Source organism: Microbacterium sp. EYE_78, from assembly GCF_023149035.1.
Lineage (GTDB): Bacteria > Actinomycetota > Actinomycetes > Actinomycetales > Microbacteriaceae > Microbacterium.
Map to the genome: position 1 here is coordinate 466,572 of NZ_JAHXMY010000001.1, position 18,793 is coordinate 485,364.

Sequence of the window (18,793 nt, forward strand, 5' to 3'; positions counted from 1 at the left end):
GATTCGGTAGCATCGCTGCATGATCGACCTCGACGCCGTCGTCTCCCTCCGCACCATCGCGACGGAGGGCAGCGTCGCGGCGGCGGCGACCGCGCTCGGCTACACGCCGTCGGCCGTGTCGCAGCAGATCAAGCGGCTCGAGCGCGACACCGGCGTCGCGCTGCTCGAACGCGTCGGCCGCGGCGTCGTCCTCACCGACGCGGCGACGCGCCTCGTCGTCTCGTCGACGCCGATCCTCGCCGACCTCGAACGCGTCCGTGCCGATCTGCACGGCAGCGGCGAGATCGACCGCCTGTCGGGCGAAATCCGCATCGCGGCGTTCTCCACCGTCGTGCGCGGCGTCATGGTGCCCGTCGTCGCGGACCTCGGGCGACGGCATCCCGATCTCCGCCTGCCGATCCGCGAGAGCGAGCCGTGGGAGACGATCGCGCTCGTCGCGTCGGGACAGCGGGACCTCGGCCTGGTCCACCGATGGGGCAATGTGGCGCTCTCCATTCCCGACCATCTCGTCGCCACCCCGCTGTTCACCGACGTCGCGGACGTCGTTCTCCACCGCGACAACCCGCTCGCCGCCCGAACGGAACTGCGACCGGAGGACCTCGCGGGCGAGCCGTGGGTCGCGACCTTCGACTCGACGATCTGCCGCCAGTGGCTGCGGCGCCTGTTCGATGGCGTGGGTGGTGCACCGCGGATCGTCCACGAGTCGATGGAGTTCGAGAACCACCTCGAGATCGCCCGCGCCGGCATCGCGGTGGCACTGGTGCCGCGTCTCGGGCGCCCGCCCCTCGCGCCCGAGCTGGTCGCGATCCCCACGGTGTCGCCCGAATCCACGCGCGACGTGTCGGTCATCCACCGCCGCACCATGGCGGACTCGCCGGCGCTCCGCGCCGTGATCGACCGCCTGCAGGACCACACGGCGGGGATGGTCTCCGCGGACGGCAGACTCCCCGCCTGAGACCCCGATGTCGATCCGCGACACGGGGGCGCCGCCGCCGCGGTTCCCTGGCAGACTGGGCGGATGAGCCGCGCAGGACAGCCCGCCGAGGCATCCGACCTCATCGACATCGACGAGCTGATCGGTGCGTACTACGACCGCAGACCGGACGCCTCGGTGGCGGGTCAGCGGGTCGCCTTCGGCACGAGCGGCCATCGCGGCTCGTCGCTGACGACGAGCTTCAACGAGGACCACATCCTCGCCACGACGCAGGCGATCGTCGACTACCGCGGCGCACAGGGCATCACCGGTCCCCTCTTCCTCGGCCGCGACACGCACGGGCTGTCGTTGCCCGCCGAGCGCACCGCCATCGAGGTGCTCGTCGCCAACGGCGTGGACGTCCGGGTCGACAGCCGGGATTCGTGGGTGCCGACGCCGGCGCTCAGCCACGCGATCCTCGCGTACAACCGGGGCCGGGACGAGTCGGATGCCGGGCGTGCCGACGGCATCGTCGTCACCCCCTCGCACAACCCGCCGCGCGACGGCGGGTTCAAGTACAACCCGCCGCACGGCGGACCCGCCGACACCGATGCGACCGGCTGGATCGCCGACCGGGCGAACGCGCTCATCGAGGCCGGCCTCGACGGGGTGCGTCGCGTTCGGCACGCCGACATCGACGCGGACGCGCTCGGTCAGTACGACTTCCGCGAGGGGTACGTCGCCGACCTGGCCTCGATCATCGACGTCGAGGCGATCGCCCGCTCGGGGGTGCGCATCGGGGCCGACCCGCTCGGCGGCGCTTCGGTGGAGTACTGGGCCCTCATCGGCGAGCGCTACGGCCTCGACCTGACCGTCGTGAACCCCGAGGTCGACCCGACCTGGAAGTTCATGACGCTCGACTGGGACGAGAAGATCCGCATGGATCCGTCGTCGCCGTCGGCCATGGCATCGCTCGTGGCACGCCGCGACGAGTTCGACATCCTGACCGGCAACGACGCCGACGCCGACCGGCACGGCATCGTGACGCCCGACGGCGGCCTCATGAACCCGAACCACTTCCTCGCCGTCGCGATCGACTACCTGTACTCGCACCGCGAGGGGTGGCCGCAGGATGCCGCGATCGGCAAGACCCTCGTGTCGTCGATGATCATCGACCGCGTCGCCGCCTCGCTCGGCCGTGCGCTGCTCGAGGTCCCGGTGGGCTTCAAGTGGTTCGTGCCGGGCCTGCTCGACGGCACCGTGGCCTTCGGCGGCGAGGAGTCCGCCGGCGCCTCGTTCCTCCGCAAGGACGGCACCGTCTGGACGACGGACAAGGACGGCATCCTCCTCTGCCTGCTGGCGGCCGAGATCCTCGCCGTCACGGGCAAGACCCCGTCGCAGCGCTACGCCGAGCTCGAGTCGGAGTTCGGGGCATCCGCCTATCAGCGCGTCGACGCACCCGCCTCGCCCGAGCAGAAGGCGGCCCTCTCGAAGCTCTCGGGCGACGCCGTCTCGGCGAGTGAGCTCGCGGGCGATCCGGTCACGGCGAAGCTGTCGCACGCACCCGGCAACGGCGCCGCCATCGGCGGGCTCAAGGTCCAGACCGAGTACGCCTGGTTCGCCGCGCGCCCGTCGGGCACCGAGGACGTCTACAAGCTCTACGCCGAGAGCCTCAAGGGTCCCGAGCACCTCGCTCAGGTGCAGGACGAGGCGCGGAAGGTCGTCGCCGCGGCGCTGGAGTCCTGAGGCCTGCGGCGCCGGGTTCCTGAGGCCGCGGGCGCCGGGGCCGCGAGGCCCGCGGCGGTCGGGTCACGCGTTCCCGCGCCAGTAGGCTCGGGACCATGAGTTGGCTCGTCACCGGAGGCGCCGGGTACATCGGCGCGCACATCGTCCGCGCTCTCGCCGAGGCGGGTCTCGACCCCGTGGTCCTCGACGACATCTCGAGCGGCCACGAGTCGTTCGTCCCCGAGGGGGTCCCCTTCGTCCGCGGCACGATCCTCGACCAGGAGCTCGTCGCCCGCACCCTTCGCGAGCACGACGCCGAGGGCGTCATCCACGTCGCCGGCTTCAAGTACGCGGGCGTCTCGGTGCAACGACCTCTCCACACCTACGAGCAGAACGTCGAGGGCACGCGCGTCGTCCTCGCGGCGATGGCGGATGCCGGCGTCTCGAGCATCGTCTTCTCCTCGAGCGCCGCCGTCTACGGCACCCCGGACGTGCCGCTCGTGACGGAGGACCTGCCGAAGCGCCCCGCGTCGCCGTACGGCGAGTCCAAGCTCATCGGCGAGTGGCTGATCGCCGCGCAGGGCGTCGCGACGGCGGCATCCGACTCGCCCCTGCGCCACACGGCGCTGCGGTACTTCAACGTCGTCGGCTCGGGCGACCCGTCCGTGTACGACACGAGCCCGCACAACCTGTTCCCGATCGTGTTCGAGATGCTCATCGAGGGCAAGACCCCGCGCATCAACGGCGACGACTACGACACCCCGGACGGAACGAACGTCCGCGACTACGTGCACGTGTCGGACATCGCGGCCGCGCACGTCGTCGCCGCGCAGCGGCTGCGCGCCGGCGAGCCGGTCGAGCCCGCCTACAACCTGGGCTCGCAGAACGGCCTGTCGGTCCGCGAGATCATGGATGCCGTCGCCCGGGTCACCGGCATCGACTTCACGCCCGAGATCGCCCCCCGCCGCGCGGGCGACCCCGACCGCATCGTCGCCACCGGCGAGCTCGCCGCCCGCGACCTCGACTGGCAGATGCGGTACACCCTCGACGAGATGGTGCGCACCGGCTGGGAAGCCCGCCGCAACGCCGGCTGACCCGACCCCGTCGTCCCGACCTCGCCTCCTGCGCGCCTCGCGGACAGGGTGGGGTCGGTCGTTGCGGGCAGGTCGGGCGCGTCAGCCGGAGGCGCGGGCGATGAGCGCGGTCGGGACGACGGTGCGGGTCGGCGCCTCGCCGTCGAGCGTCGCGGCCAACGCCGCGACGGCCGCCTCGCCGAGTGCGGCGAAATCCTGGCGGACGGTGGTGAGCGGCGGGCGGTAGTCGGCGGCATCCGCCACATCGTCGAACCCGATGACGGCGACATCGTCGCGACCGGCCTCGGCGAGTGCGCGCAGCACGCCGAGCGCCATCTGGTCGTTCGCCGCGAACACGGCGTCCACGTCGTTGTCGGCCGCGAGGGCGACGCCCGCCGCGTAGCCGGATGCCGCGCCCCAGTCCCCGCGCACGGGTTCGGGCGCGGGCGCCCCGTCGTGCGCCACCCGCCATCCGCGCTCGCGCTCGGCCGCCGCGTACGACCCGGCGGGACCGGCGACGTGCGCGACCGCGCGGCGCCCGGCATCCCGCAATCGACGCGTGGCCGCTTCCGCACCGCCGGCGTGGTCGGACTGGACGGTCGCGAACGCGCCGCCGGGCGAGTCGACGGCCACGATCGCGAGACCGGCCGGCGGCGCGACGCCCTCGGCGATCGCGGTCGCCTCGTTGAGGACGATCGCGCCGTCGACGCCGAGGTCGTGCAGCCGGTCGAAGGCGGCGGCGACGTCTGCGCGGTCGGCGAGGGCGATGAGGGTCACGGCGAGCTCGCGCTGCGCGGCGGCGGATACCACGGCCTCGAGCATCCGCGAATTGCCGACCGTCGACAGGGTGGCGACGATCACACCGATCGTGCCGGAGCGCCCGGTCCGAAGCGCCCTGGCGGCGCGGTGCGGCCGGTAGCCGAGCTCGGCCATCGCCGTCTCGATGCGCGCCCTGGTGTCGGGGTCGACTCGCGGGCTGCCGTTGACGACGCGTGAGACGGTCTGTCCGGAGACGCCCGCGGCCGCGGCCACGTCGGCCATCGAGACGCGTCGCTGCACGGCATCCTCCCCTGCGGCGACGGATAGAACTCCGCAAGGCCGCATGATGTTGACGATAACATAGCGCGTCGGTTACCGTGTTGACGTGAACACGACGGAGTTCGAGCCTACCCCCGCTGAGACCGCCGCCCTCGGCGCCGGCGTCGTCAAACGCGCGACGCGCCTGGCCGACGGCCGCGAGCTGATCTACTTCGACGACCCGGGCACGACGATCGGCGCCGACCGCGCCATAGACGCACGCGATCTCGGTGCGCGGCCCGAGACGGCCACCATGCGGCAGGACATCCTGACGGGCGACTGGGTCTCGATCGCCGCGAACCGGCAGAACCGCGCCTTCCTGCCCCCTGCCGAACTCGACCCGCTCGCTCCGCAGACGGCGACCAACCCCTCCGAGATCCCCTCGGTCTACGACGTCGCCGTCTTCGAGAACAAGTCGCCCTCGTTCGGCCCCGCCCTCGCCGCGGCCACAGACGATGTCCCCGCCGGCATCGACCCGCCGCGCGGTCTCGACGACCTCGCCCACCTCGGGCTCGGCCGCACCCGCACGAGCGTCGGCCGTACCGAGGTCGTCTGCTTCTCGCCCGAGCGCACCGGCTCGTTCGGCACCCAGACCGTGACCCGCGCCCGCACCGTCATCGAGGCGTGGGCGGACCGCACCGCGGCCCTGTCGGCACTCCCCGGCATCGAGCAGGTGTTCCCGTTCGAGAACCGCGGCGAGGCGATCGGCGTCACGCTGCAGCATCCCCACGGCCAGATCTACGCGTACCCGTACGTCACGCCGCGGACGACCCGTCTGCTCGACTCGATCGACCGCACGGCCCCCGATCTGTTCCAGCGCATCCTCGAGTTCGAGCAGGCCGGCCCCCGCGTCCTGCTGCGCGGCGAGCACTGGACCGCGTTCGTGCCCTTCGCCGCCCGCTGGCCGCTCGAGATCCACATGCTGCCCCACCGCCACGTCGCCGACTTCGCGGGCCTGACCGACGAGGAGAAGGACGAGCTCGCCCCGCTCTACCTTCGCCTCCTCCGCGGCGTCGACGCGCTGTACGAGTCCGAGACGCCCTACATCGCCGCCTGGCACCAGGCGCCGGTCCACGTCGGCCGCGATACGGTGCGCCTGAGCCTGCAGCTCACGAGCCCGCGCCGCGCCGCCGACAAGCTCAAGTTCCTCGCCGGATCCGAGGCCGCCATGGGCGCCTGGATCGGCGACGTCCCCCCGGAGGACGCCGCCGCGCGCCTCCGCACCGCCATCGAAGGGATCACCCTGTGACCGCTGCCGGCGAGGCCCACGGCCTCTTCTCCTCCCTCACCGGATCCGAGCCGGTCGGCCTCTGGTCGGCGCCCGGCCGCGTCAACCTGATCGGCGAGCACACCGACTACAACGACGGCTTCGTCTTCCCGTTCGCGACGCCGCACCGCACGCACGTCGCGCTCGGCCGCCGGACGGACGGTCGCATCCGCGTCGTGTCGACCTTCGACACCGAGCCGGTCGAGGTCGCCCTCGCCGACCTCGACGACCTCTTCCCCGAGCGTCGCGACGAGATCGTCGAGTGGGCCCGCTACCCGCTGGGTGTCGCCTGGGCGCTGCTGCAGGCGACGGGGACGGATGCGGCATCCGTCACCGGTGTCGACCTCGCGTTCGCCTCGGACGTCCCCGTCGGCGCAGGGCTGTCGTCGTCGGCGGCCATCGAGGGCGCGACCGGTTCGGCACTGAACGACGTGTGGGGCCTCGGCCTCGACCGCGTCGCCCTCGCGCAGGCCGGCCGCCGAGCCGAGAACGAGGCCGTCGGGGCCCCGACCGGGATCATGGACCAGATGGCGTCGATGCTCGGTGAGACGGATGCCGGGACCTTCCTCGACTGCCGGAGCCTCGACGCCCAGGTGGTCGAGCTCGGCTTCGACGCGGCGGGCCTCGAGCTCATGGTGATCGACACCCGCGTCGCCCACGCCCACTCGACCGGCGGCTACGGCGAGCGCCGTGCGGCATGTGAGCGCGGCGCCCAGGCGATGGACGTCGCCGCGCTCCGCGACGTGAGCGTGGATCAGCTCCCCCGCGTCGAGGAGCTCGTCGACGAGCAGACCTACCGCCGCGTCCGTCACGTCGTGACCGAGAACCAGCGCGTGCTCGACACCGTCCGCACGCTCCGCGAGCAGGGCCCGCGCGCCATCGGCGACCTGCTGTACGCCTCGCACGCCTCGATGCGCGACGACTTCGAGATCTCGGTCCCCGAGCTCGACCTCGCCGTCGAGACGGCCCGTGCCCAGGGCGCGATCGGCGCGCGGATGACCGGCGGCGGCTTCGGCGGGTCCGCCATCGCACTCGTCGAGCGCGCGTCGGTGCCCGCCGTCCGCGACGCCGTGCTCGCGGCCTTCGCCGCGGCGGACCATACCGAGCCGCACGTCTTCACGGTGCGACCGTCCGAGGGCGCCCGCCGCGACGGCTGACGTCGTTACGGCTCGGTAAAGCCGGCGATCCCCCCGTGCGTCCGCGGCGGGCGGAGGGCAGGATGGGTCTCATGCCCTTCGCCTCCTCCCCCGCCGCCGGCACGCCGCTCCTGCAGGTGCGCGACCTCGCGGTCGAGTTCCAAACCATCGACGGCTCCGTGCGGGCGGTCGAGGGCGTCGACCTCGACCTCGCCGCCGGTGAGACGGTCGCGATCGTCGGTGAGTCGGGATCGGGCAAGTCGACGACCGCGATGGCGGTGATCGGCCTGCTGGCCGGCAACGGACGTGTCGCGGAGGGCAGCATCCGCCTCGACGGGCAGGAGCTCGTCGGCGCCTCCGAGTCGACGATGCGCGGCATCCGCGGCGCACAGATCGGCCTCGTCCCGCAGGACCCGATGTCGAACCTCAACCCGACGTCGAAGATCGGCACGCAGGTCGCCGAGACCCTGCTGGCCCACGGCCTGGCCACGAAGAAGGACGTCGACCGCAAGGTCGTCGAGACGCTCGCCGCCGCAGGCCTGCCGAACGCCGAGGACCGCGCGAAGCAGTACCCGCACGAGTTCTCGGGCGGCATGCGCCAGCGCGCGCTCATCGCCATCGGTCTCGCCTGCAACCCGCGCCTGCTCATCGCCGACGAGCCCACGAGCGCGCTCGACGTGACGGTGCAGAAGACGATCCTCGACCAGCTCGGCCGCATGACCACCGAGCTCGGCACCTCCGTCCTGCTGATCACCCACGACCTGGGGCTCGCCGCCGAGCGCGCCGCCCGCGTCGTCGTCATGCACCGGGGCCGCATCGTCGAGCAGGGCCCTGCCCGGCAGATCCTCGAGGACCCGCAGCATCCCTATACGCAGTCCCTCGTGCAGGCGGCACCGTCGGTCGCGGTCGCGAGACTGCGCCCCGAAGCGTTCGCGGCGCCGACGGCGAGCGACGCCCAGACGGATGCCGCGCCGAAGCCGGTCGACAACATCGTCGAGGTCGAGGGGCTCACGAAGCTGTACAAGGTCCGCGGGCAGAAGCAGGACTTCGCGGCGGTCCAGGACGTCTCGTTCGCCATCCCCCGCGGCGAGACGGTCGCGATCGTCGGCGAGTCCGGGTCGGGGAAGACGACGACCGCGCGGATGCTGCTGAAGGTCGTCGACCCGACGGAGGGCACGATCCGCTTCGACGGCACCGATGTGGCATCCCTCAAGGGACGGCAGCTGCGCGAGTTCCGTCAGAAGGTGCAGCCCATCTTCCAGGACCCGTACTCGTCGCTGAACCCGATGTTCACGATCGAGCGCATCGTGCAGGAGCCGCTCGACTTCTACAACCGCGGATCGGCGAAGGACCGCGCCGCGCGCGTGCGGAAGCTGCTCGACGATGTGGCGCTGCCGGAGTCGTCGCTGCGGCGCTACCCGTCGGAGCTGTCGGGCGGTCAGCGGCAGCGCGTCGCGATCGCCCGCGCCCTCGCGCTGTCGCCGGAGCTCATCGTCTGCGACGAGCCGGTGTCGGCGCTCGACGTGCTCGTGCAGGACCAGATCCTGACGCTGCTGCGCGACCTGCAGACCGAGTACGGCCTCAGCTACCTCTTCATCTCGCACGACCTCGCCGTCGTGCGCCTGATCAGCGACTACGTCTGCGTCATGAAGGACGGCAAGCTCGTCGAGGCGGCCTCGAGCGAGGAGATCTTCACCAACCCGCGCGACCCGTACACGCGGAACCTCCTCGCCTCGATCCCCGGCAACGAGCTCGACATCGCCGTCTGACCCTCAGCCCCTCCCTCCACCGGAACGTTCGCGGGCGCCCCTGACGGAGGCACGCCCGGGCAGCGCAACGATCCCGGTGGGCCGGACAGTCGGGGAAGGGGCCTGTTGTCCGACCCGCCGGGATCGCTTGGCGGTACCCGCGCAGGGCGGATGCCGCGAGAGCTCAGCGTCCGCGTGTCCGCGGATCCATGGCCTCACGCAGCGCCTCGCCGAAGAGGGTGAACCCGAGCGCGGTGATGGCGATGCAGATGCCGGGGAGGAAGGCGAGCCACGGGGCGATGGCGAGTTCCGCCTGCGCGTAGGTGAGCATGCGGCCCCACTCCGCGGTCTCGGGGCGTCCGCCGCCGAGGCCGAGGAACGACAGCGCGGCGGCGTCGATGACGGCGGTCGCGAGCGACAGCGTGCCCTGCACGATGACGGGGCCAACCGCGTTCGGCAGGACGTGGGTCATGGTGATGCGGCCGCGGCCGAGGCCCAGGGTCTGCGCCGAGAGGACGTAGTCCGCCGAGCGCTGCTGCAGCATCGAGGCGCGGAGCAGGCGCGCGAAGATCGGCACCTGCGCGACACCGATGGCGATCATGACCGAGTTCTGGTTCTGACCGAGGATCGCGGCGATCGAGACGGCGAGGAGCAGGCTCGGCACCGACAGCAGGATGTCGACGAGACGCATGATGACGTTGTCCACCCAGCCGCCGAACGTGCCCGCGATGAGGCCCAGCAGCATCCCGCCGATGAGGCCGTACGCCGTCGAGACGACGCCGATGAGCAGCGACGACTGGGCGCCCCAGATGAGCTTGGAGAGCACGTCGCCGCCGAAGCGGTCGAGCCCCAAGGGGAACCCTGGGATCTCGCCCGGGCCGGGGATGGACGTCGGGGTGATCTCCCGCGCGCCGGGCAGGGCGGTCTCGGCGTAGGGCGCGAGCAGCGGCGCGAGCAGCGCGACGAGCACGAACAGCAGGACGATGACCAGGCCCGCCCACGCGGTGGGGCTGCGCCGCAGGCGTCGGAACACGTCGTGCCAGAAGCCGCCGCGTGGGGCGCCACCGGTGCCGGCCTTCAGGTCGACGGCGGTGGCGTCCGCGGCGGCGCTGCCGCCGGCTGCGGGGGGAAGGACGGCGCTCATGAGACCCTCACTCTCGGGTCGATCAGGCTGTACGAGACGTCGACGAGCAGGTTGATGAGCGCGTAGACGATCGCGATGAAGATGATGAAGCCCTGCAGCACCGGGAAGTCACGGTCGAAGATCGCGCCGGCGAGGAAGGATCCGATGCCGGGGAAGGCGAAGACCGTCTCGGTGAGGATGGCCCCCGACAGGAGCAGCCCCGCCTGCAGACCGATGGTGGTGATCACCGGCAGCATCGCGTTGCGCAGTATGAAGCGGTTCCGCAGCAGCGGACCGGGCACGCCCTTGGCCTTGCCGGTGCGGACGTAGTCGGCGTTCTGCACTTCGAGGACGGATGCGCGGGTGATGCGCACGATGATCGCGAGCGGGATCGTCCCGAGCGCCAGGGCCGGCAGGATGAGGTGCAGGAGGGCGTCCCACGCCGCGTCGAACTCGCCCGTGATGAGCCCGTCCAGGACGTAGAAGTTCGTGTAATGCGTCGCGTCGATGCGCGGGTTCTGACGCCCGTCGGAGGGCAGCCAGCCGAGCTGGACCGCGAAGACGTACTTCAGGATGAAGGCCAGGAAGAACACCGGGATGACGATGCCCAGCAGGCTGAAGACGACCGCCGTGCTGTCGGCCGCCTTGCCGTGGCGCCGCGCTGCCCAGTAGCCGAGGGGCACACCGACGCCGACGGCGATGATGAGGGCCGCGATCGACAGCTCGATCGTCGCTGGGAAGCGGCGGAGGAATTCGTCGAGCACCGGGCGGCCGGTCTGGATGGAATTGCCGAAGTCGCCCGAGAGCAGGCGGCCGATCCAGGTGAAGTACTGCTCGATGAGGGGACGGTCGAAGCCGTAGAGCGCGTTGATGCGTTCGATCGCATCGGGCGTGGCCTTCTCGCCGAGGAGGGCGACCGCAGGGCCGCCGGGGAGGGTTCGGACCCACCAGAAGAGCAGGATGCTCAGTCCGACGAGGGTGGGGATCAGCAGCAGGAGTCTTTTGCCGATGGTTCGCAGCACGTGTGTCGCTTTCGTGGGGGTCGGTGCGGGACGGGGGGATGCCCCGCCCCGCACCGGTCAGGCGACGGATGCCGCCTCGTACGTCTTACTCGCTGAGGACGATCTCGCTGAACACCTCGTCGTTGACGGGGCTCGCGGGGTAGCTCTCGACACGGGGGTCGAAGGCCAGCGTCGGAGCCGGGTGGGCGAGCGGAACGCCGGGGATGAACTCCGCGACGGTCTCGTTGATGTCCTCGTAGAGGGCCGACTGCTCCTCGAGGTCGGCGACCCCGCGAGCCTCGTCGAGCGCGGCGAACAGCTCGGGGTTGTCGAAGCCCCACTCCGAGGACTTCTGACCGAAGAAGACGCCGAGGAAGTTGTCGGTGTCGTTGTAGTCGCCGGTCCAGCCGAGGAGGTGGATGCCGTGGTCCGCCGTGGCGGTGATCTTCTCGAGGTAGTCCGGGTTCCACGCGTCGGTCTCGGGCTCGGTGACCACACCGACGTCCGAGAGCTGCGAGGAGAGGACCGTGAAGATCTGCTCGGGGTTGGGCATATACGGGCGCGAGACGTTGACCGGGTAGTTGAAGGTCAGCTCGAGCGGGTTGGCCTCGTCGTAACCGGCCTCGGCCAGCAGCGCCTTGGCCTTCTCGGGGTCGTAGTCGTACGTCGTGACGTCCGGGTTCCAGCCGTTCACGCTGTCGGGCATGAACTGGGTGGCCTTCTCGGTGCCCTCGGGGAGGACCTGCGAGATGAGCGCATCCTTGTCGATCGCGTACGAGAGCGCCTCGCGGACCTTCGGGTCCTGGAGCTCGGGGATCGCCTGGTTGAAGGCGAGGTACAGGATCGTGAAGGGCGGACGCGACACCATGGTGTAGCCGTCCTCCTCAAGCGCGGTGGTGTCGGCGGGGCCCACGAGGTCGTACCCGTCGATCGAGCCGGACTCCAGCGCCTGACGGCGCGCGGTCTCGTCATCGATCGTGCGGAAGATGATCTCGTCGATCTGGCCCGCGTCGCCCCAGTAGTCCTCGTAGGAGCTCAGGGTGACCTGCTCGCCCGGCGACCACTCGTCGAACTTGTAGGGGCCGGTGCCGGTGGGGTGGGCGGTGGCGTACTCGCTCAGCGTGGGGGCCTCGGCGGTGCCGCCGACCTCGTCTGCGCCGTACTCCTCCATCGCCGTCGGCGACTGCATGCCGAACGCGGGCAGCGAGAGCGCCGCGACGAAGCCGGCGAACGGCTTCTTGAGGGCGATCGTCACCGACGCGTCGCCGTCCGGCGTGCAGGAGTCGTAGACCGCGGCATCCGGGCTCGACGCGTAGCCGCGGAAGAGCTTGTTGTAGTAGTAGCCGAGCGCCTCGCTGGCGGCCAGGCCCTCCCAGTTGTACCAGCGCTCGAAGTTGGCGCAGACGGCCTCGGCGTTGAACGGGGTGCCGTCGTGGAAGGTGACGCCCTCCTTCAGCGCGAACGTGTAGCTGAGGGAGTCGTCCGAGACCTCCCAGGACTCGGCGAGCAGCGGCGCCGGGTCAGGGGTGCCGGGCTCGGTGCCGACGAGCCCCTCGAAGATCTGCCGCGAGACGCGGAAGGTCTCGCCGTCCTGCGCGAAGGCGGGATCGAGGCTGGCCGGGTCGGACGACGCCGCGAAGACGAACGTGCCGTCGACGTCGCCGCCGCCCTCGGCTTCGCCGTCGCCGCCGCGCTGGCTGCCGCACGCGCTGAGCGCGAGGGCACCGATCACGAGGGCCGCGGCACTCGCGACCACCCGCTTCCTGTGTGTGGAGAGCATTGCTGTGCACCTTCCGATGAGGCTCGTCGGCGGCGCGCCGGGTGGGCGGCACTGCCGAGGGGATGCGGCTGACGCTACCGGCCGCACTGCCGGCAAGCGGTTACATCTGCATCTCGATCGTGTTTCTTCCTGCGGGCTACCGTAGACGAATGGCCCGCTCCCGCGACCCGATCGACCCGCCTGTCGCGAGACTGTCCGACGGCCGGCAGGCCCGCATCATCCCGAGCCGCTTCGCCGGCGGCTGGGAGCTCGTCGTCGAGACGACGCCGCAATCGCACGTCGACCTCGACGACCCGTCGCACCTGCACTTCGAGTACGTCGCCCGGATGGGGGCGGTGATCGACCAGATCGGGATGCCGGGTGAACCCCTCACCGCGGTCCATCTGGGCGCGGGCGCCATGACGCTCCCGCGCTACGTCGAGCACACCCGGCCGGGGTCGCGGCAGCAGGTGGTCGAGCTCGAGCAGCCGCTCGTCGACCTGGTCCGCGAGCACCTGCCGCTCCCCCGGGGCGGACAGCTGCGCGTGCGGATCGGCGACGCCCGCGACGTCGCCTCACGGCTGCCGCCGGGGCTCGTCGGCAGCGTCGACCTCGTGGTCTCGGACGTCTTCGCGGGGGCGCAGACCCCTGCGCACATCACGAGCGTCGAGTACTACCGCGTCCTCGCGGGCCTGCTGGCACCCACCGGCATCCTGCTCGTGAACATCGCCGACGGCAGCGGACTCGCCTTCGCCCGCAGGCAGGTCGCGACCGTGCGGTCGGTCCTCGAGCACGTCGTGATCCTCGCCGAGGTCGGCACCCTCAAGAGCGGCCGCTTCGGCAACATCGTCATCGCCGCGTCGCCGTCGCCGCTGCCGATGGAGTGGCTGCCGCGGCTCATGGCGGCGGGACCGCACCCGGCGAAGGTGGCGCACGGCGACGAACTCGACCGCTTCGCACGCGACGCGAAGATCGTGACGGATGCCGACGCGACCCCGTCGCCGAAGCCCGCCGCATCCGTCTTCGACCGCTGAGACCCCGCCCGCCGGTCGCGACCTCCGCGACACCCGGCGCGCCCTCAGCCCGATCACGGCGGCCCCCGGTGACACTGGAGGGACACGTCGCTGGTTCGGAAGGAGTCGCCGTGAGCTTCATCAAGGGATACGACCTGGAGACCCTCCGGGAGATCGTCGACCTCGATGAGTGCGGCGACCGACTCGCCGAACTCGGCGAGCAGCGCAGCCTCGCGGCGATGCTCGAGAAGGTCTGGCTGCTGAAGGTGCTCGGCCGTCTCGATGACGCACTGGTGGTCTCGGAGCAGTCCGTGCGACTGGCTCGCATGGCGGGGACGCGCAAGGACCTGCTGCGGGCACGCGTGCTGCACGCCACGGTGCAGCAGTTCCGCGGCGCCTACGCGGCCGCGATCCACGAGCTGAACATGTGCGTGGAGGAGGCCGAGGGGCAGGGCTGGGCGGCGCTCGCCGCCTTCGGCTACCAGCACCGCGGCAAGGTGAACTTCGACGCCGGCAACGACGGCGCCGCCCGGGCGGACTTCAAGAAGGCCCTCTTCCTGCGCCAGGAGGCCGGCGCCCCGGAGGATCAGCTCGAGTCGACGCTGCTCGCGATCGACGCCGTTGATCGGCGTCGCAACGGGGCATTCGTCGCGAGCTGACCCGTCACCGAGTCCGAACCCCATCCCGTGTCGTACCCCCGTCCTACGGTGTCCGCATGAGTGACCTCATCGATGTGCGCCGCGAGGCCGACGCGCTCCTGGGCGTCCACCTCGACGCCTCGTGGAGCTTCGCGTTCGACAACGCCAAGCGCCGCGCGGGCGCGTGCGACTACCTCCGCAAGCGCATCACCCTCTCGCGGTACCTGTCGGCCCGGTACGACGACGAGACCAATCGGCAGACCATCCTCCACGAGATCGCCCATGCGCTCGCAGGCGCCGCGGCCGGTCACGGGATCGAGTGGAAGCGGGTCGCGCGCTCGCTCGGGTACACCGGCGGTGTGACGCACCGGGGCGAGACGGCCACCGAGCTCGCGCCGTGGGTCGGGGTGTGCCCCGCCGGTCACGTCGCCTTCCGGCACCGCAAGGCCACCCGCGCGACGTCGTGCGCGCGCTGCGCGCCGACGTTCGACGAGCGCCACCTCATCACCTGGCGGCGGCGCGAGATCACCGCCGAGACGCGGCGGGCGGCGCTCACTCCGCGCTGATCGCCTCGGCCGACTCGAACGGATAGGCGCGCCACACGTCGCCGCGCAGGACCGGGACCGCGTCGTCGGCATCGTGCGCCGCCGCGGCCTGCACCTCGGCGCGGTTGCCGGCCTCGAGCAGCTCCTGACCGGATCCGCTCGCCGTCAGCAGGTGACGGACGGCCGAACGCAGCCCGCGGAACGCTTCGGATGCGGCGGCGGCCTCCGGCGACGAGTGGTCGAGGCCGAGCGACTCGAGGGCCGCGAAGACGGCGCCCGCGCCGAGCTGGTCCTCGACGGAGAACCGCAGGACCGCGGTGTCCCCGTGCCCCGCCAGTTCGCCGGCGGCGATGACGTTGACGCTCGTTCGCGCCGCTCGACGGTTCTGCTCGGCGAGGACTGCGCGCGCGACCGCCGTCGCGTTGCGCAGACACCCCGCGAAGACCACGGCACCGGCGTCCGCCGCGGCGGACGCGACGGCGGCCCCGTTCCGCGAGATCTCGTGCGCCGCCTCGCCGTGCGGCACGGCCTCGCCCCCGGCGACCTGCGCCGACACCGTGGACGAGAAGCGCAGCACGTCCACGACCACGACCACGTCGGCCGGGGCGAGTCGTCGAAGCCCGGCCACGCCCCAGTCGAAGCGCAGCTGGTAGCGGGACTGATCGAAGGCGCTCGCGGTCATTCCTCCAGCGTACGAGCGTCGACGACCGGCTTCAGCGCGAGCGCGAGGCGGAGGACGTTCCGCGCCGTGCGCTGCAGCTCTCCCCGAGTCAGGCCGCCGTCACGGGCGAGCGACTCGAGGATCGTGTCGTCGGCGTAGGCCTGGGGCCCGGCATCCGTCTTCACCCCTCCCGGCATGAGCACGTCGACCTGGGCGCGGACCCGATAGGCGTTGTCGGCGAGGGCCGGGAAGTCGGGGTCGACGGCATCCTCCATCCACCAGTCGGTGACGACGACGCCCTCGTACCCCCACTCCTCGCGGAGCACGACGGTCACGAGGTCGTGGTGATAGTGCGCCCAGACGCCGTTGATCTGGTTGTACGACGTCATGATCGTCCGGGGCGCGGCCTCGCGTACGCAGATCTCGAACCCGCGCAGGTAGATCTCGCGGAGCGCGCGCTCCGAGACGCGGGAGTCGTTGCGGGTGCGGTTGGTCTCCTGGTTGTTGGCGGCGAAGTGCTTCGGACACGCCGAGACCCCCGCGCTCTGCACGCCGCGGACGACGGCGGCGGCCATGCGGCCGGTGAGCACCGGGTCCTCGCTGAAGTACTCGAAATTGCGCCCGCACAGCGGGTCGCGGTGGATATTCATCCCCGGGCTCAGCAGGACGTCCGAGCCCTTCCGGAGCATCTCCTGCCCGTGCAGGGCGGCGACCTCCTCCACGAGCGGCGCGTTCCAGGTCGATGCGAGCGCGGTGCCCGACGGCAGCAGCGATGCGTAGGCCGACAGCCGCAGCCCGCTCGGGCCGTCGGTCGTCGTGATCGGCGGCACGCCCTTCGCCCGGAGCGACGCCGAGACGCCGCCGAGGACCCCCGCATTGCCCGGGGCACCGAGCGGGCTGTGCATCGTGACGTCGCCGCGGGCGAGGAGCGAGAGTTCCTCGTCGGTCAGCTGCGCGACGAACCCGTCGAGGGATGCGGTACCGGCCGCCACGTCCGCGAGTCCGATCCCCCGGTCACCGGTCGGCGCGACCTCGGGCGGCAGCATCGCTCGCACCCGGTCGGCGCGCGAGACGGTCGAGGTGGGGACGGGCTCGCGCGCGATGACCGCCGATCCATCGGCCCTGCGGGCGAGCGTGATCCGTTCGAAGGGCACGACGGGCGCGGCGACCTCGGCGAGCGCGCGGACGACCCGGAGCTCCGCGATGTCGAACGCGGCGACCTGCGCCGCCGACCGCACGTCGGTGCCGACGAACACGGGGTACGCGCCCGCCTCGAGCACCCAGCTGCTGCGGTGGCCCGTGGCGCCGCCGTCGTCGTACGAGGCGAGGTCGTCGAGGTGCACCTCGAGGTGCAGCGTCTCGGACGCGCCGGGAGACAGCTCCCCCGTCTTGGCGAAGGCCGCGAGGTGACGCGCAGGCTTTCCGAGCGCCCCGTCCGGCGCCCCGGTGTACACCTGCACGACCTCTCGGCCGGCGGTGGCGCCCGTGTTGGTCACCGTGACCTCGAGGCCGAGACGGCCGGCATCCCGCATCGTCGCATCGGTGCGGACCCCGAAGGTCGTGTACGACAGACCGAACCCGAACGGGAAGAGCACGCGCTCGGGCGCGAAGGTCTCGAAGTAGCGGTAGCCGACGAAGACGTCCTCGGCGTACTCATTGGCATCGGGATGCCCGAAGTTCGGGGCGCTCGGATAGTCCGCGTACGAGCGGGCGATGGTGTCGGTGAGCTTTCCGCTCGGCGACGACTCGCCGGCCAGGACACCGGCGATCGCGCGGGCGCCCTCCATGCCGCCCTGCCAGGCGTACAGCACCGCACCGATGCGGTCGCCGTATTCGGCGAGCCACGCCAGGTCCATGACGTTGCCGGCGTCGAGGACGACGACGGTGCGGTCGAAGTGCGCGGTGACGGCGTCGAGCAGCGTCCGCTCGTCCTCCGTCAGGTAGTAGCTGCCGGGCTCCAAGACGCTCTCACGGGCCTCGCCGGCGGCGCGGCCGAGAGCGACGACGGCCGTGTCGGCACGGGATGCCGCCGCCTCGACGTCGGCGACGTCGATCGGCATCTCGGGGAAGTGGTGCGGCCACTGACCCCACGTCGCGGTGAACACCGGCCGGTTCGCCGCGGACCACGTCGCATAGCGCGAGGCCAGCTGCTCGTCGACCCGCACGCCGGCGTCGCGGAGGCCCGCGAGGAGGTTCCAGATGTACGGCACCTTGACGTCGCCGCCCGACCCGTACCCGACGGCGAACCAGTCGATCTGCACGCGGCCGAAGACGGCGACGGAGCGGCTGCCGAGCGGGAGGGTGCCGTCGTTGGTCAGCAGCACGGCGCCCTCGCCCGCGGCCGTCCTGGCTGCCGCGGCAAGCGCCGGGTCGAGCGTGGGGTCGGTGTCGAGCAGCAGCGTCGAGATCTGGGCGACGGACTCGACGGGTGCGAGGGTGTGCGAGCGGTCGCCCGACTCGATGGCGGGATCCAGGGGCATGGGGTTCTCTCGGGACGACGGATGCGGCCGGAGCCGCGTGGGAGCGCTCCCACCATACCGGCGCCGCGGCGGGGATGCGAGACTCGGGGGATGCGGATCCTCCTGAAGCTCGAGCTCGACTGCACCGCCGACGCCGCATGGCGGGCGCTCCACTCCCCGCGCGCCATCGCCGAGCTCTACGGGCCGCTGCTCGAAATGGGCCCGATGGCGGCCGAGCTGCCGACCTCGCTCGAGAACGGCGCAGACGTGCCGGTCGAGATCCGGGCGCTGGGGCTGTTCCCCGCCGGACAGCAGCTCATCCACGTGAGCGATCGATTCACCGAGGACTCGAACGGCGCCGTCCGCATCCTCCGCGACAGTGGCATCCCCCTCACCGGCCCGCTCGCGACCCTCGACGTGTGGGACCACCAGATGGCGGTCAGCCCCCTGCCGGGCGACCCGACGAAGACGCTGTGGCGCGATCGGCTGACGATCGGCGGTGCGACCGCCCTGCCGCTGTGGCCGGTCCTGTGGGCGACGTGGCAGTACCGCGGCCTGCGCCTGCGGGCGCTGGCACCCACCTGGTCGTACGAGCCCCCGGCGCCCGAGGCGGATGGACCGGCCTGAGGCGTCCCGCGCCGACGCCCCGCGCGAC

General features: G+C 71.8%; 16 protein-coding genes. 10 read left to right on the forward strand and 6 right to left on the reverse strand.

Features of this window, described 5'->3' with window-relative positions; translation table 11 throughout:
• The first annotated feature begins 19 nt into the window (after nt 1-19).
• The 3 genes from KZX17_RS02270 to galE all read left to right on the forward strand — a co-directional run bounded on the left by KZX17_RS02270 (nt 20) and on the right by galE (nt 3,732).
• Nucleotides 20-955 (forward strand): LysR family transcriptional regulator, encoded by a 936-nt coding sequence (locus KZX17_RS02270; protein WP_248170979.1) that lies wholly within the window; start codon nt 20-22, stop codon nt 953-955.
• Nucleotides 956-1,018: 63 nt separating this feature from the next.
• On the forward strand, nt 1,019-2,659 hold the full coding sequence (gene pgm, locus KZX17_RS02275; RefSeq protein ID WP_248170977.1) for a phosphoglucomutase (alpha-D-glucose-1,6-bisphosphate-dependent): 1,641 nt from the start codon (nt 1,019-1,021) through the stop codon (nt 2,657-2,659).
• Between the two features lie 95 nt (nt 2,660-2,754).
• The gene (galE, locus tag KZX17_RS02280; protein WP_248170976.1) at nt 2,755-3,732 is read left to right on the forward strand and encodes a UDP-glucose 4-epimerase GalE; all 978 of its coding nucleotides are present in this window, start codon (nt 2,755-2,757) and stop codon (nt 3,730-3,732) included.
• Nucleotides 3,733-3,813: 81 nt separating this feature from the next.
• On the opposite strand, the gene KZX17_RS02285 is transcribed toward galE, so the two are convergent.
• On the reverse strand, nt 3,814-4,752 hold the full coding sequence (locus tag KZX17_RS02285; RefSeq protein WP_248171671.1) for a LacI family DNA-binding transcriptional regulator: 939 nt from the start codon (nt 4,750-4,752) through the stop codon (nt 3,814-3,816).
• 103 nt (nt 4,753-4,855) lie between these two features.
• Between KZX17_RS02285 and galT the strand changes: the two genes are divergently transcribed.
• The 3 genes from galT (at nt 4,856) to KZX17_RS02300 (ending at nt 8,960) form a co-directional block, all read left to right on the forward strand.
• Nucleotides 4,856-6,037: a galactose-1-phosphate uridylyltransferase gene (gene galT, locus KZX17_RS02290; RefSeq protein ID WP_248170975.1), complete on the forward strand. Its 1,182-nt coding sequence runs from the start codon at nt 4,856-4,858 to the stop codon at nt 6,035-6,037.
• Entirely contained in the window at nt 6,034-7,212 is a 1,179-nt protein-coding gene (galK, locus tag KZX17_RS02295; RefSeq protein WP_248170974.1) for a galactokinase, read from the forward strand. Before galT ends, galK begins: the two co-directional genes overlap by 4 nt.
• A 71-nt stretch (nt 7,213-7,283) precedes the next feature.
• The gene (locus KZX17_RS02300; RefSeq protein ID WP_248170973.1) at nt 7,284-8,960 is read left to right on the forward strand and encodes an ABC transporter ATP-binding protein; all 1,677 of its coding nucleotides are present in this window, start codon (nt 7,284-7,286) and stop codon (nt 8,958-8,960) included.
• A 163-nt stretch (nt 8,961-9,123) separates the two neighbouring features.
• On the opposite strand, the gene KZX17_RS02305 is transcribed toward KZX17_RS02300, so the two are convergent.
• The 3 genes from KZX17_RS02305 to KZX17_RS02315 form a co-directional block, all read right to left on the reverse strand.
• Nucleotides 9,124-10,083, reverse strand: coding sequence for an ABC transporter permease (locus KZX17_RS02305; RefSeq protein ID WP_248170972.1), 960 nt, complete (start codon nt 10,081-10,083; stop codon nt 9,124-9,126).
• Nucleotides 10,080-11,084, reverse strand: coding sequence for an ABC transporter permease (locus KZX17_RS02310; protein ID WP_248170971.1), 1,005 nt, complete (start codon nt 11,082-11,084; stop codon nt 10,080-10,082). Before KZX17_RS02310 ends, KZX17_RS02305 begins: the two co-directional genes overlap by 4 nt.
• 85 nt (nt 11,085-11,169) lie before the next feature.
• A complete protein-coding gene (locus KZX17_RS02315; RefSeq protein ID WP_248170970.1) occupies nt 11,170-12,843 on the reverse strand; it encodes an ABC transporter substrate-binding protein in 1,674 nt (557 codons plus the stop codon).
• A 149-nt stretch (nt 12,844-12,992) separates the two neighbouring features.
• On the opposite strand from KZX17_RS02315, the gene KZX17_RS02320 reads away from it, so the two are divergent.
• The 3 genes from KZX17_RS02320 (at nt 12,993) to KZX17_RS02330 (ending at nt 15,039) form a co-directional block, all read left to right on the forward strand.
• Entirely contained in the window at nt 12,993-13,856 is an 864-nt protein-coding gene (locus KZX17_RS02320) for a spermidine synthase (protein ID WP_248170969.1), read from the forward strand.
• Between the two features lie 110 nt (nt 13,857-13,966).
• Complete coding sequence (locus tag KZX17_RS02325; RefSeq protein ID WP_248170968.1) at nt 13,967-14,494, forward strand: hypothetical protein; 528 nt, start codon at nt 13,967-13,969, stop codon at nt 14,492-14,494.
• Between the two features lie 56 nt (nt 14,495-14,550).
• Nucleotides 14,551-15,039 (forward strand): SprT-like domain-containing protein, encoded by a 489-nt coding sequence (locus tag KZX17_RS02330; RefSeq protein WP_248170967.1) that lies wholly within the window; start codon nt 14,551-14,553, stop codon nt 15,037-15,039.
• Here the strand turns inward: KZX17_RS02330 and KZX17_RS02335 are convergent.
• Nucleotides 15,026-15,700, reverse strand: a complete 675-nt coding sequence (locus KZX17_RS02335) for a 2-phosphosulfolactate phosphatase (RefSeq protein WP_248170966.1) — start codon at nt 15,698-15,700, stop codon at nt 15,026-15,028. The genes KZX17_RS02330 and KZX17_RS02335 overlap by 14 nt on opposite strands.
• A complete protein-coding gene (locus KZX17_RS02340; RefSeq protein WP_248170965.1) occupies nt 15,697-18,159 on the reverse strand; it encodes a glycoside hydrolase family 3 N-terminal domain-containing protein in 2,463 nt (820 codons plus the stop codon). The genes KZX17_RS02335 and KZX17_RS02340 overlap by 4 nt, the downstream gene beginning before the upstream one ends.
• A 90-nt stretch (nt 18,160-18,249) precedes the next feature.
• Between KZX17_RS02340 and KZX17_RS02345 the strand changes: the two genes are divergently transcribed.
• Nucleotides 18,250-18,765 carry a hypothetical protein gene (locus KZX17_RS02345; RefSeq protein ID WP_248170964.1) on the forward strand — a complete coding sequence of 172 codons (516 nt, stop codon included), beginning with the start codon at nt 18,250-18,252 and terminating at the stop codon, nt 18,763-18,765.
• The last annotated feature ends 28 nt before the right edge of the window (nt 18,766-18,793 follow it).

Excerpts from the sequence above, each read along its gene's own strand:
- pgm (WP_248170977.1), top strand. The coding sequence starts at position 1,019 with ATGAGCCGCGCAGGACAGCCCGCCGAGGCATCCGACCTCATCGACATC.
- KZX17_RS02345 (WP_248170964.1), top strand. The coding sequence starts at position 18,250 with ATGCGGATCCTCCTGAAGCTCGAGCTCGACTGCACCGCCGACGCCGCA.
- KZX17_RS02340 (WP_248170965.1), bottom strand. The coding sequence starts at position 18,159 with ATGCCCCTGGATCCCGCCATCGAGTCGGGCGACCGCTCGCACACCCTC.
- KZX17_RS02270 (WP_248170979.1), top strand. The coding sequence starts at position 20 with ATGATCGACCTCGACGCCGTCGTCTCCCTCCGCACCATCGCGACGGAG.
- galE (WP_248170976.1), top strand. The coding sequence starts at position 2,755 with ATGAGTTGGCTCGTCACCGGAGGCGCCGGGTACATCGGCGCGCACATC.
- KZX17_RS02285 (WP_248171671.1), bottom strand. The coding sequence starts at position 4,752 with ATGGCCGACGTGGCCGCGGCCGCGGGCGTCTCCGGACAGACCGTCTCA.
- KZX17_RS02315 (WP_248170970.1), bottom strand. The coding sequence starts at position 12,843 with ATGCTCTCCACACACAGGAAGCGGGTGGTCGCGAGTGCCGCGGCCCTC.
- KZX17_RS02300 (WP_248170973.1), top strand. The coding sequence starts at position 7,284 with ATGCCCTTCGCCTCCTCCCCCGCCGCCGGCACGCCGCTCCTGCAGGTG.
- KZX17_RS02305 (WP_248170972.1), bottom strand. The coding sequence starts at position 10,083 with ATGAGCGCCGTCCTTCCCCCCGCAGCCGGCGGCAGCGCCGCCGCGGAC.
- KZX17_RS02320 (WP_248170969.1), top strand. The coding sequence starts at position 12,993 with ATGGCCCGCTCCCGCGACCCGATCGACCCGCCTGTCGCGAGACTGTCC.
- KZX17_RS02330 (WP_248170967.1), top strand. The coding sequence starts at position 14,551 with ATGAGTGACCTCATCGATGTGCGCCGCGAGGCCGACGCGCTCCTGGGC.
- KZX17_RS02335 (WP_248170966.1), bottom strand. The coding sequence starts at position 15,700 with ATGACCGCGAGCGCCTTCGATCAGTCCCGCTACCAGCTGCGCTTCGAC.